This window comes from Polaribacter pectinis (genome assembly GCF_014352875.1).
Taxonomy (GTDB): Bacteria; Bacteroidota; Bacteroidia; order Flavobacteriales; family Flavobacteriaceae; genus Polaribacter; species Polaribacter pectinis.
The window spans coordinates 1,946,314-1,962,455 of record NZ_CP060695.1 but is presented as its reverse complement, the minus strand read 5'-3'; the positions used below and the strand labels follow the sequence as shown (position 1 = coordinate 1,962,455).

Annotated in this window: 10 protein-coding genes, 1 pseudogene and 1 riboswitch; of the genes and pseudogenes, 9 read left to right on the top strand and 2 right to left on the bottom strand. The window is 31.6% G+C overall.

From position 1 onward, the window contains the following. Positions 1 to 70: 70 nt before the first annotated feature. On the bottom strand, positions 71 to 1,594 hold the full coding sequence (locus tag H9W90_RS08890) for a BT4734/BF3469 family protein (protein WP_187481269.1): 1,524 nt from the start codon (positions 1,592 to 1,594) through the stop codon (positions 71 to 73). 1,178 nt (positions 1,595 to 2,772) lie between these two features. Then, a riboswitch (SAM-I-IV-variant riboswitch) is annotated at positions 2,773 to 2,865 on the top strand. Between the two features lie 150 nt (positions 2,866 to 3,015). Beyond that, positions 3,016 to 4,644, bottom strand: a complete 1,629-nt coding sequence (locus H9W90_RS08885; RefSeq protein ID WP_187481268.1) for a sodium/sugar symporter — start codon at positions 4,642 to 4,644, stop codon at positions 3,016 to 3,018. A 588-nt stretch (positions 4,645 to 5,232) separates the two neighbouring features. Between H9W90_RS08885 and H9W90_RS15425 the strand changes: the two are divergent. The 9 genes and pseudogenes from H9W90_RS15425 to H9W90_RS08840 all read left to right on the top strand — a co-directional run. After that, positions 5,233 to 5,325: pseudogene (locus H9W90_RS15425) on the top strand (hypothetical protein); the annotation flags it as partial. A gap of 107 nt (positions 5,326 to 5,432) precedes the next feature. After that, positions 5,433 to 8,675 (top strand): DUF8693 domain-containing protein, encoded by a 3,243-nt coding sequence (locus tag H9W90_RS08875; RefSeq protein WP_187481267.1) that lies wholly within the window; start codon positions 5,433 to 5,435, stop codon positions 8,673 to 8,675. Between the two features lie 544 nt (positions 8,676 to 9,219). After that, the gene (locus H9W90_RS08870) at positions 9,220 to 9,375 is read left to right on the top strand and encodes a hypothetical protein (protein ID WP_187481266.1); all 156 of its coding nucleotides are present in this window, start codon (positions 9,220 to 9,222) and stop codon (positions 9,373 to 9,375) included. A 50-nt stretch (positions 9,376 to 9,425) separates the two neighbouring features. Then, positions 9,426 to 9,593: a LamG domain-containing protein gene (locus H9W90_RS08865; RefSeq protein WP_187481265.1), complete on the top strand. Its 168-nt coding sequence runs from the start codon at positions 9,426 to 9,428 to the stop codon at positions 9,591 to 9,593. A 298-nt stretch (positions 9,594 to 9,891) separates the two neighbouring features. Then, the gene (locus H9W90_RS08860) at positions 9,892 to 10,290 is read left to right on the top strand and encodes a T9SS type A sorting domain-containing protein (protein WP_187481264.1); all 399 of its coding nucleotides are present in this window, start codon (positions 9,892 to 9,894) and stop codon (positions 10,288 to 10,290) included. Next, complete coding sequence (locus tag H9W90_RS08855) at positions 10,235 to 12,265, top strand: DUF8693 domain-containing protein (RefSeq protein ID WP_187481263.1); 2,031 nt, start codon at positions 10,235 to 10,237, stop codon at positions 12,263 to 12,265. Before H9W90_RS08860 ends, H9W90_RS08855 begins: the two co-directional genes overlap by 56 nt. A gap of 28 nt (positions 12,266 to 12,293) precedes the next feature. Then, a complete protein-coding gene (locus H9W90_RS08850; protein WP_187481262.1) occupies positions 12,294 to 12,461 on the top strand; it encodes a hypothetical protein in 168 nt (55 codons plus the stop codon). Between the two features lie 66 nt (positions 12,462 to 12,527). Further along, positions 12,528 to 14,030, top strand: a complete 1,503-nt coding sequence (locus H9W90_RS08845) for a sulfatase-like hydrolase/transferase (protein WP_187481261.1) — start codon at positions 12,528 to 12,530, stop codon at positions 14,028 to 14,030. Between the two features lie 180 nt (positions 14,031 to 14,210). Continuing rightward, entirely contained in the window at positions 14,211 to 16,139 is a 1,929-nt protein-coding gene (locus H9W90_RS08840) for a T9SS type A sorting domain-containing protein (RefSeq protein WP_187481260.1), read from the top strand. Positions 16,140 to 16,142: the final 3 nt, after the last annotated feature.

Genomic DNA, 16,142 nt, shown 5'->3' with positions numbered 1-16,142 from the left:
ATCTATACCCTTAGTCTTCTCTGAATTCAAAGATTTTATTACTCAAGGCTCCCACCTTGAGACGGCACTATTACTTACCGCACTGGCTCCTTAAATGGAATATTTTTTTATCTGTGTATTTATTTTGAAATAGATCATGCATTACATTTTTGTCTAAATAATCATTAGGTCCTAATGTAAATTCTGGATTAATTGTCTCTAGTTCTTCTATAAGAGGAAGACGTATTTTTTTCTTTTCGATATATTTTGTGATATCATCTAGAAATTCTGAAGTATCTGCATTTTCACTTCCTTCAGCTTCAAGATTTAGATGACTAATATAAGTATCATAATAATCACTCAAGAGTTTAATTTCAGTTTTATCAGTAGTTGACATTCCAAAGTTTTGGTATATAAAATCATCAACCTCTTCTAATTTTCGGACGATATAATAAAATGGAGCTGGGGTCATAGATTTTAATTCTTTAGCACTATAGTCGTCTTTTGAACGAACTGTCCATCTGTAATCGTTATGATTTTCATCTTTTTTGTTTGAACCTTCAGGAACTAACTTAAGAAGATTATCTATAGCTAGCTCTCCAAAAACTCCGTATAAGACCCAGCTCAATTTTTGGAGTGTCCCATAATCATCAAAATGTTCAGAAACAAATCGTGCTACCACTGAATCTTGATTTGAAAGCTCTTCTAAATATTCAATTACTTTTTCAAATTTCTCTGTTTCTGACTCTAGATCAAAAGGAATGATTTTCTTTTTTTCAAAGATATAATAGGCTTCTTCTTGAGAAGAAATACCTTGCTCTTTCATAATTTGATTTATTTCTTTCTGGTGTTTGGCAATATCATTTTTCAGTTTTTGATGTGCTAATTCTTTTTCTTGATTCACAATTGATGCATAATTAGAAATTCTTTTTGGCTTATACTTTAATCTATTTTCCTCATCAGCAACAAAAGGAATATAAGTTAGCCTCGTTGAATCATTGGTAGATTTATCAAACTTATCTTCCAGAGGAGGGAAATTTTTTATTAATTCTTTTCTAGCTCCTTCATACCAAGTTTTATGATGTTTTTTTACGACATCAGGATCTTCAGATTTAAAATCATTTTTAAAGTCTTTATCAGAAGTATCTACTTTGCAGAATATTTTAAAACCCTTCCCTCTAGAAGAAATGAAACTTAAATACGGTTTAATATTTTCTGTGGCTTCAAAGACTTTCTCCATCCAAAATATTGCTTCTTCAGTGTCCTTAAACTTATCGAAATCAAAACAAAATTCGCCTGTATGCTTGAATTGTATCTTACTCTTATCTCTCGTATTTGTTTTTAGTGATATCATTAAAGCAGGTAAGAAAGGTTTTACAGCAGAAAGATCTCCTCCTGAAGCATCCAAAAGCTTTTTTAGAGATTTATTCGGATTTACCATTTCTTCAATAAGATCTTTTTCAGTGATTTGATCTGCGAGAGATTTTGAGTTTTTTCCAAAAGATCGGGTGCTAGCTCTCCATTGTTGATCGTACCCTATGAAATTGTATAGAAATTCTTTTAAGTGGTGTATCTTCGGACATATATGTTTGTTAAGTTGTTCTTTGTACTTCATTATGAAAGTTGAGCAGAAATCCTTTACACTTAAATTTTTATTTCTTTTGTGATATTCTTCTATCAATACATTGAGCATGTCTAAACCTTCTTCGCTTAAGTTTTTAGATTCTTTGAAGGCTTCTAACCATTTGTAAATTGATGGGTTCGTTGTGTGAGTTGAAAAGTAATAGTGACTCTTACACATTATTTAATTTGTTTTTAATGAATCATTTGATTAAATGATATCTTTTAATGTACCACATATAGAATACCCTTGATTATATATAATACAAGGGGTTGTCTAGAAGCGGTACACTCAAAATAGTATATATATAAGGTCAAGGTGATTTAACTCGCTGTAAGGAGATTTACTTTATTATTTAATCTAAATTAAGTTTTGAATTCATAACAGAAGGCTATGAAGTAATTCAGAAATACAGCAAATCCAAACTACATAAAAAAGCAGGCATCATTTGGATTGATGATTTAGGAACCGAAAGCAAACTAAAATACTTTAGTTCAAACTTTTTTGAATCAAATAAACACTTATACTTATAGGGAGGGTGGTAAACGCGGTAATGCTGGGACACCTCAACAATATCAAGGGGTCCAGCGATTATTTTAGTGGTAAAGAGTTGGTAAACGTGGTAAGCATTTTTTAAGCTGTCTCTTTAGAATTACTCATTAATCACGTGGCTCAGTTAAAAAAAAAAATTAAACCTTTTCTTATAGTTCTCTTTTATTCTCTAATCGAATCAAAAGCTCTTTCTTGTTCAATTTTTTATACAAAATACTCCCTCTAGTCATTTAGATATAGATTCGTAAAAACTATGCTTTATTAAGACTCTATAAATGTACCAGTTGGGTATTTGTACTTGTTGTTATATAATAGGATGCACTAAATGCCAAGTGGTACACTCAAATATCTATTAAAAAGATCAGATTCGATTAAGTCGTTGTAGCGATTTTACATTAATAATAGAGGTAGGAATAGGATTTGGTATCGTTTAGTTAAGACTTAAAAACATTAAAATATTTCTATCAAAGTGATGTTTTATATTTAAGAAAAGGAGTATTGAGAAGTATTAGAATAAATCATAAGAGAATATTCATTCTTTATATTGCAACAAGTGAGGAAGGGGTCTTGTTATTAATATATTAATTTTGGATATTTTAATAAAGAAAACTTGTGTCTTTGTAAGGTATAGGGAACGCAAAAGGCGTACCAACCGAGCACAACAGCCACGGTAGTTTAGAATACGGACAGTTCAGTCAAAATAAATGAACCTCCTTTTTTAAAATTTTATTACCTGATGCATAACCTTAAAATTATGTATTATGAAAACAGTTTTTACAACGCAAGAAGGCGTTAGAATGATATCTATAAAAATAGTTTATAGCTTGAATTAATTAAAAATTCATATGGTTGTAATAAGAAAACTACCAAAACAACGCATACAATACAGCCAATAATATACAAACTATAAAAGAACCAATATTAAACAGCGGAGTTGTTTTAAATAAATCTTTTGTAATCTCTATACCTTTAGGATCATCTGCTCCTTTATTTTGAATATGACTTAAAACAACAGTAATTATCATAGTTAATACAGTGGCAATTCCCATTTGATGCATCCAAGGTTCAAAAGCCGGAATCGGAATAAATTTTAATGCTAAAGCAATTGGAATTGATAAAACTGCTCCCCAAATTGCTGCATTATTTGTGGTTCTTTTCCAAAATAATCCTAACATAAATACGGCTAAAATACCAGGACTCACAATACCTGTATATTCTTGAATAAACTGAAATGCTTGATCTATACCTCCTAAAAGTGGCGCAACAATAGCCGCAATTATTAGGGCAATTCCTCCAGAAATTCTTCCAACATTAACTGTCTTTTTATCATTGGCATTTTTATCTATGTATTGCTTATAAATATCCATCGTAAAAATAGTCGATGTAGAATTAATCATAGAAGCTAAAGATGATACTACAGCTGCTGCTAAAGCTGCAAAAGCAACTCCTTTAAGACCTGTAGGTAAAAATTGTAATAACCAAGGGTAAGCTTTATCTGCTTGTTCTGCAGATGGTGTATTTAACATTCCTGCTCCTCCTAAGTTAGCCATTATGTCTGGGTCATTTACCATCACATATGCTGCAATACCTGGTATAACTACGATAAACGGAATGATAAGTTTTAAAAATGCTGCTAATAAAATCCCTTTTTGAGATTCTTTTAAAGATTTAGCCGCTAAAGTTCTTTGTATGATATATTGGTTGAAACCCCAATAATATAAATTTGCAACCCACAAACCACCAACAAGTACCCAAATACCTGGCAAGTTTACATAGTTGTCATTAGATTCTTCTAATATCATATGGAATTTTTCTGGAGCGGCTTCCAAAACTTGTGAAAAACCAGCCAACATTCCTTCTCCTCCAGAAACGGTGTTTAATGCTAAATATGTCGTAATCAATCCTCCTAGAACTAAGAAAACTACTTGAATAACATCTGTCCAAGCCACTGCAGATAAACCTCCATACAAAGAATAGGCTGCAGCAAATAATGCCAAACCAATAATGGCGTACAACATGTCTACTCCCATAATGGTTTCTATAGCCAAACCTCCTAAATATAGTACAGAAGCAAGATTTACAAAAACATATAGTCCTAACCAAAAAATAGCTAATATTGTTTTTAGGTTTGTAGAAAATCGTTTTTCAACAAACTCAGGAATGGTATACAATCCTTTTTCTATGAAAATCGGTAAAAAGTATTTACCTACAATTAACAAGGTTAAAGCTGCCATCCATTCGTAAGATGCAATGGCAATACCAAGTGCAAAACCAGATCCAGACATACCAATAAATTGTTCTGCCGAAATATTTGCTGCAATTAAAGAAGTACCAATTGCCCACCAAGGTAAAGACTTACTAGCTAAGAAATAATCCTCTGCATTTTTTTGATGCCCTTTTTTGTCTCTAGAAACCCATAAACCAACTCCTAAAATTAAAAAGGCATATGCAATGAAAACTACATAATCCCAAAAATCAAATCCTGCTGTCATAATATTTTTTTTAACTAATTATACTTAATTTTATATGCTAATTTTTGTTTTATTACTCAATTTTAAAAAGATCTAAAAAAGACCCATCTGAAGAAGATTCTTTTGTTTTTCTTGTTGCTAGATAAGAGATTACTGCGACTAAAATTGTAAATCCTAAAAAAGTGAGCATTTGCATATGTAAAGTTATTTTGTATAAAGTAAAATTATGAAATAAAAACAAACAATAGTGTAGGTAATGATTCAATTAATGGGGCATATAATTCAAAAAATAATTTACTTACACTTATAATTTGGTCATATAGTTTTATTATTAATTACCTGTTTACCACCCTTATTTGGTCTTTAAACCCCTTTAATAAAAAAGCATTAATTTTTAATTTTGTACTAAGAAAGTAATTCCTACCAATGAAAAAAAGCACTTCCTTATTATATCTTTTAGTTTTATGTATTGATTTTATACAATGTGCTCAAGAAGTAAAGAAACCAAATGTGATTATTATTTTAACTGATGATCAAGGTTATTGAGGTGTTGGGTTTAATGGTTGTAGGCAATTAAAAAAACCTAATTTAGATAAGCTTGCAAAAAATGGCGTGATTTTTACAAACGGTTATGTAAGCTATTCTGCTTGTGGGTCTAGTAGAACAGGAATTTTTACGGTAATATTAAAAAAGATATTTTAGGGAATATAATTACAAATCTTCCTGATTTAGGAGCAATAGAAGTTAATATAAAAGTAAACATATTAATCTTAACATAAGAAAAAGAGTAACAAAAAAAAGAAAGACAGATGAAAGAAATCCGCATATTAATTTTATTGTTAACAGTAAGCATAAGCGTTAATGGACAAGAACTTATTACAAATGGTGGTTTTGAAACAGGTGATTTTACTGGGTGGACCACAAACAACTGTAGCATCCAAGCCAATCCTGCAACTGGAGCTTATAATAGTAATTTAAAAAATAGCTCAGCTTCTATTAAGCAAACTGTAACAGTAGTACCTGGAACTTTATATAATGTTAGTTTTAAGTATAGGACGTTTACAGGTACAGCAACAATAGATATAAATGCTACCATAAAAAATAATGTAAATGATGCTATAATTGCAACTTCTCCAAACTTTGATTTAACTGCGACAAGTTATATAACTGAAACGTTTTCTTTTACACCTGCAACGGGTGTAACAAGTGTGTACTTTGAAATATCAAAGGGTTATGATGCAAGTGGCAATAATGCTATTAAACTTGATGATGTAAGTATCATCAATGATGGTTATACACCACCACCAGTATTAATAGATCCAGATACAGCTGTGGGACAATTGCCTTTTGGTTCAGTTCCAGGTTCTTGGGAGCTAGAATTTAGCGATGAGTTTAACGGGAGTGCTTCACCAACGCCAAATACAGACAGGTGGGTGGAAAGTGTAAGTGCCAACTCTAGAGCCCCAAGACCATTTCAAGGAGTGGATGATTGGTGGTGGAGACAAGACCACGTAAGTGTTAATGGTTCTGGACAACTGGAATTAAAAGCATCAAAGTTTGATAGTAATACAATGTATTGTGGTAGTGTTGAAACAATAGGTTTGTATGAACCAACATATGGCTATTTTGAAGCGAGGATAGAAATTGCAAATACCCAAAAAGGAAATCATACAGCATTTTGGATGCAAGGTCATAACCAAGGAAATGTAAATGATTCTGGAGCAGATGGTGCAGAACTTGATTTTTTTGAATCTGCTTGGATAACTAATAAAACCAAAGCAGTAGTGCATTATGATGGATATGGTTCAGATCATATGGCATATACCGTTCCATATAACACTCCCAATATTCATTCAGGTTATCATACATTTGGAGCGCATTGGACTAGTACTACAATAGATATTTATTACGATGGTGTAAAGGTAACTTCAACGAGTATAAATAAACCTTTTCCGTTTTCAACAGATCCTGCTAATGGAAATCCTCTTGTACCTCAAGTTCCAGAATGGTTATGGCTTTCTGTAGGTGCTAGTTTTGGTGATGGTACGTTTAATCTTCAACCTATTGGAGATTTGTCTGTAGCAAAAGTAGATTGGGTACGTGCTTATAAATCTGTAGAACTTCCAAGTTCAAACATTGTAACCAATGGAGATTTTGAAACAGGAGAAAGACTTCCCTGGAATAATTTTAACAACCAAGTTATAAACACAGATGACATTAGACCTGGTAATCAGATGGGTAATATTGATAATAATGAAGGCTCTTTTTCTCAAATATTAGAAGTAACACCTGGTGTTAGCTATAATGTGTCTTTTGATTATAGATGGGTTAGTGGTGCTGGTAATTATGATATGATTCCTATAATTGTAGAGGGTGTTTCTGGAGCAACAAATATAACAACTACACCAGCAGTACCAACATTAAGTACTACGCCAGATAGTTGGCATACAAGTAATTTTTCTTTTACTGCTCCATCAGGTGTTTTTAATGCAAGAATATTATTAAACAAATTAAGTGGTAACAGACCTATAAGAGTAGATAATGTTAGTATTACCGTTGCACCAGATAAAACTTGGAATGGTAGCACAGATACAAATTGGAGTACTCCTACCAATTGGGCAGAAGGAACAGTACCTACAACTTCAGAAGTAGTTTATATACCTAGTGGTTTATCAAATTACCCAACATTAACCTCTAATGTAACAGTAGGTCAATTAATTATTAATTCTGGAGCTTCTTTTATTGCTACAGGGTTCACTGTTACTGGTGGGGTTTCTTATTATACCTCTATAGCAGATGATAAGTGGCATTTAATAGCACCTCCTGTAAGTGGTCAAGTACAAAATAACAATTGGGTAAATGCTAATGGCATTGTAAGTGGTACAGGAAATAATAAAGGAATAAGTACTTATAGTAATGGAACTCTCGACCCAACAACTGGATCCTGGAGATATTTTACAGGAACTGGGTCTACTTTTGATACAGGGATTGGGTATTCTATGAAAAAAATAAGTGGTGGTTTATATACTTTTTCTGGTACAATTCCTTCAGGTACACAAAGTGTAACCATAACCCAAGATGTTAGTAATTGGAATCTTGTAGGAAACCCATTTCCTTCTTATTTATTGGTAAGTGATATTATTGGTGATAATACAAATAACTTAACAGGTACGCATCAATTTGTTTATGTTTGGGATAATAACAAAGTAGGAGGAGCTGGTTATACAACATTATCTGGTACTGATTACATACATCCTGGGCAAGCATTTTTTGTAAATGCAGCAAATTCTAATGCCAATAACTTTAGCATTACAGAAGCAAGACAAAAGCATAAAAATAATGTTCTTTTTTATAGAAATAGTTTATCATCAATAAAGTTATTTATAACAGATTCTAATCAAAATATTGAATACACAGAAATAGAATATAAATCCAACGCAACTAAAGCCCTAGATAAAGGGCTAGATGCAGGAACATTTACAGGAGTTTCTTCAAATTTTAATATTTATTCACATTTAGTTGATGAGAGTGAAGGAGTTAATTTTATGAAGCAAGTATTACCAGATTCAGATTTAGAATCGATGGTAATTCCTATTGGTATTACAGCCGATGCAGGTAAAGAAATTACTTTTTCTGCAGAAGTATTTAATTTACAATCAGATTTAAAAGTGTTTCTAGAAGATAAATTAAATAAAACTTTTACACACTTAGATAAGGAAAATGCAAATTATACAGTTACTCTATCCGAAGCTGTAAGTGGCATTGGTAGGTTCTATATACATACCGCAAAAAGTTCATTAAGTATTAACGATACAATTTTAGAGAATGCTAGTATTTATAAAATTAATAGCACCACTTTAAGAATTGTAGGCTTACCTCAAGGAGTAGCAAATGTTAAACTATTTAATATTCTGGGGGAACAAATGATAAATACTACATTTAAAGCTAATGGAAACCAAGATGTTTCTTTGCCAAAATTAGCTAAAGGGGTTTATGTTGTTCAATTAATAACAGCTACTGGTAAATTGAATAAAAAAATAGTTTTAGAATGATTAAAGAAAATTTAAAGCAACATATAAATTACAAATAAAACGTAATTACACCCTTTTTTTAATAATATTATTTATAACTCAAATTAATCTCATATGGAAATTTTGAGTCTAATAAAGATAACTGGAAAGGTTTTAACAACCAAGTATTAAAAGATGATATATTGAACTCTTTTGTTGGAAATATAAGTAATACAGAAGGTTCTTTACTCCAAGTTTTTTCTTTAACTGCTGGTAAAACTTATAATGTTAGGTTTGATTACAGATGAGTAAGTGGAACTGGATGCTATGATATGACTGTTCGTGTAATAACAGGAGCTAATATTGGTTCAGTTATAACACTATAGATTTAGAAACAAATTCTGATGTCTGGAAAATAGGAAGTTTTTCTTTTACAGCACCAGCAAAAGTTAGTCAAGCAAGAATTGTTTTCTACAATAATAATAACAGACCTGTAGGAATAGATAATGTAGTTATAATTGATTAAGATTTTGCTTCAAATCTTGTAGATGTAAATTCACCTATAAATGCGCAACCAAATGGAAATGTGTCCGGAAATTGGTTTTTAGATTTTAGTGATGAATTTCAAGTCACTAGTTTAGATTTAACTAAATGGTACAAGAGTATAAGTACAAAAATAAGATCTCCAAGAACAAATTTAGGAGTTACAGATTGGTGTTGGATAGTAGAAAATGTTTTTTAAATAATTAAGGGCAACTTGTTTTAAGAGTTACAAAAATAAACAACACAACAATGCGCTGTGGTTCTATTGATTCTAGAGGTTTGTATGAAGTGAAATATGGATGTTTAGAGGCAAAAATTAAAATTGCAAAAACATTTAAAGGGAATCAAACTGCATTTTGGTTACAAGGAGAAAATCAAAGGAATGTAGATAATTCTGCTGCAGTTGGAGCTGAATAGATATTTTCGAATCTGCATGGGAAAGCTATACTTCAAAAGCAGTTGTACATTATGATGGTTATGGAGCTTTTAAAAAAACCATAAATACCTTTTAATACGCTAAATATTCATAATGATGAATTTCACATCTTTGGACTATTATGGATAGAAAACGAAATGTATATCTATTATGACAGTGTTCGAATAAATTCTACAAATGCAATAAAGCCCTTTCCATTTTCAACAAATCCAACAAATGGGCAAGTTTTAGTACCAAAAGTAAAAGAATGACTATTGCTTTCTGTTGGTGCTAGCTTTGATGATGGAGATTTTCAAAGCCAATCTAGATGACTCTTTTCAGTTATTTCCAAATCCTGTAAGAGAGTATTTAAATATAAAAGCAGATGAATCAGGTTCTAAAATAACAATTTTTGATGCAAAAGGGAAGCAATTATTACTTCAAAAAACCACTTCTAAAATGACAGAAATAGATTTTTCTAAAGGGGTTTATTTTATTCAAAATCAATCAGAAAGAGAAAGTTACTGTGAAAAAGGTAATTTTATAAGAGGTTTTATCTATTTACCCCATTTATTGAACATATTCCCCTATCACTTTTCTATATTTATTTATTTATTTACATACTTAATTAAATATATTTATAATGAAAAAAATTACAATTTTATGGTTGTTGTTGGTTTTACCTTCAATAATTTTTAGCCAAAATTTAATTTCTAACCAAGGGTTAGAAGATGGAGTATTATCCCCTTTTTCTAGTTCAAGTGGTGGAGTATCTACACCTAGTGCAGGAGAAATTTATTCTGGAACTTATAGTATGAATTTAGGTAATGACTTTAGAACTGTTAAACAAAATTTTACAGCTACTTCAAGCACAAAATATCAATTAAGCTTTTATGCTAGGTATAATAACTCAGGAATAAACCCAGGTGGAGAAGCTTTTGTTACAATTAGACTTAATGATGGTACTTATGCAGGTAATGGTAATGTAGGTACTGTAACAGCGATACCTGTTACAACAACAAGTTGGACTCATTTCACATATACTTTTACTGCACCGCAATCAGATTTAATGTTTCATGTATCAAAAAATGCAAGAAGTGGTGGGGGTGTAAATAATTCAATACGATTTGACAATATTTCTGTAAGACCACTCGCAACTTGGGATGGAAGTTCAGATTCAAATTGGGATACTGCAGCAAACTGGGATATTAATACTGTTCCAACTTTTACTTCTAGTGTTGCAGATTATGATATAGTATTACCATCATCTGGGGTTACTAACGAGCCTATTATATCTGCTACAACTGGTGCTTTTGCTTATAATTTAGAAGTTGATGGGTCAAGAACTTTAACTATTAATGGTGGTGGGTCTTTAGATGTTGATGGAACATCTACGGGTAACATAACTTACAACAGAACTCTGGTTGTAGATAAATGGCATTTAGTAGGTTCTCCTGTTGTTGGACAATCATATAATGATACTTGGGTCGTAGATAATAATATAGCATCTGGTACAGGAAATAATAGAGGTATTGCAACATTTCAAAATGGAGCAGCAGACCCTACAACTGGACAATGGGTGTATCTGCAATCTGGAGGGTCAGGTACTTTTAATTCATCTACAGGATACGCATTAAGAAGTGATACTGGAGGTGCTGTTAGTTTTACAGGTACATATCCAACAGGTTCTAAACCAGCTACCGTAAGTAATGCTAATGCAAATAAATTTAATTTAGTTAGTAACCCATTCCCAACATATTTAGCAGTTTCAGAATTTTTCACCAATAATGGTGCTTCAAAATTCACAGAAAATACTATTTGGATTTGGAATCAAGCATCTGGTGCTTATGTGCCAAAAACATCTACTTCTGATGGTGCTTTTGAGATTGCACCAGGACAAGCATTTTTTATTAGTTCAGGAGATGGTACTCAAATAGAATTTTATCAATTTAACGGAGGAGGTGCAACAGATACTTTTTTAAAGAATAGTAGAACAGAAATTTCATTATCTGTTAAACAAGGAGGAAACATTAAAAGTGCAGATTTACATTATATAAACAATGGGACTAACGATTTTGACAATGGTTATGATGCGTCTTTATTTGGAGGTGTACAATCTAACTTTAATCTTTACACAGGTTTAATAAATAACTCACAAAAAAAATTAGCAAGACAAGTTTTATCTTTAAATGATATAGAAAACATAGTTATTCCTGTAGGTTTAAAAGTAAGTGCAAATGCAGAAATTACTTTTACAGCAGATGCTCAAAACTTACCAAACGGAATTAATGTCTACCTAGAAGATCGTACAAATAATACGTTTACGCAACTTAATAGTGCAAATGCAGAATTCAAATTTACGCCAAATAAAGATATAGATGGGATTGGACGTTTTTATTTGCATGTAAGAAGCAGTGCTTTAAGTATAGATGGTGTGTTGTTAGAAAGTGTAAGTGTATTTGCGCCTAATAATTCTACTTTGAGAATTTTAGGTTTGCCAAATGGAAATACAAATGTAAAAATGTTTAATATTTTAGGTAAACAAGTTTTAAATAACAGTTTTTCAGCAGTAATGTATAAAGACATTGATCTTCCATATTTAACAAAAGGTGTTTACATTGTACAGTTAGAAACTGCCAAAGGTAAACTGAACAAGAAAATAATTTTAGAATAATTAACGAGAATTTAAAACAAATACAAAGATGAAAAAACAAGAAAAACACGCACAAGACATTTCTCGTAAAGACGCCTTAAAAAAGATAGGTAATTACGGTAAGTATGCAGCATTAACTGCATTAGGTACGTATATGATTTTAAACCCACAAAAAGCGCAAGCTCAAAGTCCAGAAGCTCCTGGAACAGGGTTTTAATATATAATTTGAATTATTAGATTTAAGCCATAGTGAAAACTACGGCTTTATTATTTTATAAACGAAATGAAGAATAAATTAACAATTTTTTTATTATTAACATTTGTATCAATATCTTTTCAATATTTGGTTTGGAATTGTAATATTGGTGATAACTTTTTTAACGAAGGCAATTGGCAAAAAAAAATAACTGGATTTGCTCTACATATCTCTGCTAACAACAAAACAAAAGATTTAATCAATCCTCCTTCACAACCAAATATCATTGTTATAATGGCTGATGATCTTGGCTATAATGATGTTAGTTTTAATGGAAGCCAACAAATACCAACTCCAAATATTGATAGAATTGCAAATGAAGGAGTGAAATGTACTAATGGCTATGTTTCTTATTCGGTTTGCGGACCAAGTAGAGCCGGATTTCTAACCGGTCGCTATCAACAACGTTTTGGTTTTGAGCGCAATCCTCAATATGATCCATCTGACCCAAATATGGGGCTTGCTCATGATGAAAGTACTATTGCAAATAATTTAGGAAGTGTAGGGTATAAAACAGGAATTATTGGAAAATGGCATTTAGGGGCTAATATTAAAAACCATCCATTAAACAGAGGTTTCGATGAATTTTTCGGACACCTTGGTGGAGGTCATCAATATTTCTCAAATATGTGGACTATTGAAGATAGCTATGCTATAAATTCGGAGAGTAAAAGTTACAGAACTTGGTTAATGAGAGATCACAAACCAGTAAACCCAATAACAACGCCTAAATATATTACGGAAGAATTTGCTGATGAAAGTGTTGCTTTTGTTGAGCGTCATAAAGATTCTCCATTCTTTTTGTTTTTATCATACAATGCGCCACATGGGCCACTTCAAGCAACCCAAAAATATTTAGACAGATTTCCAAACATTAAAAGTAAAAAAAGGAGAACTTATGCAGCAATGGTAAGTGCATTAGATGATGGTGTGGGACTATTAATGGATAAGTTAGAAGAATTAAATCTTGATGAAAATACGTTGGTGTTCTTTTTATCAGATAATGGAGGTCCAGAAGATAAAAACGCTTCAGACAATGGTCTCTTAAGAGAAGGTAAAAGCTCAGTTTATGAAGGTGGATACCATGTTCCTTTTGCAATAAGGTGGAAAGGAACCGTTAAACAAGGTGTTTATGATAAGCCCGTATCATCTCTTGATATAATGGCTACAGCTGTTGCTTTGGCTAATGCAAAAACTAACCCAGAAAAGCCTTTAGATGGTGTAAATTTAATACCATATATCACAGGAGAAAAACTTGGAAAGCCACATGAAACAATTTATTTAAGAAAGTTTGATCAAGATAGATTTGCAGTTAGATATAACGATTATAAACTTGTTGTAATAAAAGGGGAAAAAGAATTGTATAATCTTGAAAAAGATTTAAGCGAAACTACAAATATTGCCAAACAACATATTGATCAAGTTGAAAAAATTGATGCACTTCGTAAATCTTGGAATGAAGAATTAATAGACCCTGTTTTTAAAGGGTTAGTGCATAGAAAAAAAAGAATAAATAAAAATGGTAACTAAAATTCTATTCCAAATTGGTTTAGCGATAAAAAGATAGAAACTGGCTTTTCCAAAATAGCTCAACTCTATAATCTAAATGATGATATAAGTGAACAAAATAATGTTGCTTTAAATAACAAAGAAATTGTTGTTATGATACAATCTAAAATAGATAGTATAATTAATACTCAATAATAAAAAATGATAAACAAATTAATTCAATTACTTGTAATAACTTTTGCTTTAACGGCAAATGCAACAGACTATTATATAAGTTCGTTGACTGGCTTAGACTCAAATAATGGATTAACAGATACTACACCTTGGCAAACATTAGATAAACTGTACAATACAACTTTCTTGGCAGGAGATAAAATTTTGTTTAAATCGGGTGATGTATGGCAAGGCATGTTTTGGCTTAAAGGTTCAGGAACTGCTGGCAACCCAATTATAGTAGATAAATATGGAGGAACAACTAAACCCGTTATTGATGGTGATGGTTATCAAGCTTCAATATTAATTTATAACGACGATTATATTGAAATTAATAACCTTGAATTAATTAATGAAGCTTCCCATTTAGATGGTGGAGGTGGCACTAAAACACTATCAGGGTTTGGAGGTGCTGTAAATAGTTGGGGAAATGGAAAATACAATAGATTTGGAATTAAAATTGTGGCAAGTACACGCAGCTTAAATTATTTTAGAATTGATAATAGCAAAGTGCATAAAATTTATCCAACACCACCTGCTGGAGAAGAAAATGACACGCATTATGAAACCCCAAATAACATTACAAAAAAATCTAGAGGTTGGGGCATTAAAATAGATGTGCAATCCTCAGATCCTAACTATTATAAAATTAATGATGTAAAAATCACCAATAGCTATTTTACAGATATAGGGCATTATGGTATATGGATAAAACCCCTAGGTTTAGCTGGTAAAGATTATACTTTTTATTCTAGTGACTACAGCATAAACAATTGTGAATTTAACAATACTGGTGGCTCTGGAATTGTTCCAAATAAATCTTATAATGTGACCATAGAAAATAATATTTTTGATGGCACTGGATCTACTATGGACGATAGAATGTGGAAACGTGGTAGTGGCTTATGGACATTCAGTTCAAAAAATGTAATAGTTCAACACAATCAATTTTTAAATGTACGTGGATGGCAAGATTCCTATGGTGCACATATTGATTTTGGAAATGAAAATGTAGTTTTTCAATACAATTACAGTTATAATAACGAAGGTGGTTTTGTTGAAATATTGGGCGATAATATTAATTGTGGTTATCGCTATAATATTAGTGTTAACGATGGTTGGCGTACAGATCCACCTAACGAAGTAAAACACGGACGTGTATTCTGGGTGTCACCATACTGTGGACAAGGAAATGGAGCTTGTCCAAATACGGGAAGTTTTATTTATAACAATACAGTTTATGTACCAAACAACATGGATCCTGAAATTTTGGTGATGCCTAAAACTGGAGATACACATATTTTTAATAATATAATTTATAAGCAAACTGGAGGTACGCCAATGGCAACAGACTTAACAAACAATAGCAACGATGTTCTTGATGTTTCCCACAATCAGTTTTATCCACAATCACAGTTTGTTTTAGAAACAGAATTACAAAATAATGCTATTTATACAAATCCACAATTTGTATCTGTGGGTGATAACGATCCAGATTCTTATAAATTAGCATCTGGAAGTACATCAATTGGAGCAGGTAAATTGATAAACGGAAGTACTAATTTCTGGAACTTTTTACAAAACAATGGAGGTCTTGATTATTTTGGCAACTTGGTATCAAGTACAAGTGTTCCAAACATTGGTGCTTATAATGGTGCTCCTGTTTTAGGGTTAAACCAATTTAAAGAAAAATCTTTGACTTACTTCCCTAACCCAACAAACGGAAAGATTACGTTTAAAACCAATACTTCAAACAACAAGTTAATTGTATCAATTTATGATGTTACAGGAAGATTTTTAAAAAATACATTCACCAATACCGTCAACCTAGAACATTATCCACAAGGAATTTACCTTTTAAAAGTGACCTACGATAGTCATGTAGAAACGGTAAGAATCATTAAACAAAAAAATTAAAAG

Coding starts and splice junctions, on each gene's coding strand:
- H9W90_RS08890 (WP_187481269.1), bottom strand. CDS start 1,594: ATGAAGTACAAAGAACAACTTAACAAACATATATGTCCGAAGATACAC.
- H9W90_RS08885 (WP_187481268.1), bottom strand. CDS start 4,644: ATGACAGCAGGATTTGATTTTTGGGATTATGTAGTTTTCATTGCATAT.
- H9W90_RS08875 (WP_187481267.1), top strand. CDS start 5,433: ATGAAAGAAATCCGCATATTAATTTTATTGTTAACAGTAAGCATAAGC.
- H9W90_RS08865 (WP_187481265.1), top strand. CDS start 9,426: ATGCGCTGTGGTTCTATTGATTCTAGAGGTTTGTATGAAGTGAAATAT.
- H9W90_RS08860 (WP_187481264.1), top strand. CDS start 9,892: ATGATGGAGATTTTCAAAGCCAATCTAGATGACTCTTTTCAGTTATTT.
- H9W90_RS08855 (WP_187481263.1), top strand. CDS start 10,235: ATGAAAAAAATTACAATTTTATGGTTGTTGTTGGTTTTACCTTCAATA.
- H9W90_RS08850 (WP_187481262.1), top strand. CDS start 12,294: ATGAAAAAACAAGAAAAACACGCACAAGACATTTCTCGTAAAGACGCC.
- H9W90_RS08845 (WP_187481261.1), top strand. CDS start 12,528: ATGAAGAATAAATTAACAATTTTTTTATTATTAACATTTGTATCAATA.
- H9W90_RS08840 (WP_187481260.1), top strand. CDS start 14,211: ATGATAAACAAATTAATTCAATTACTTGTAATAACTTTTGCTTTAACG.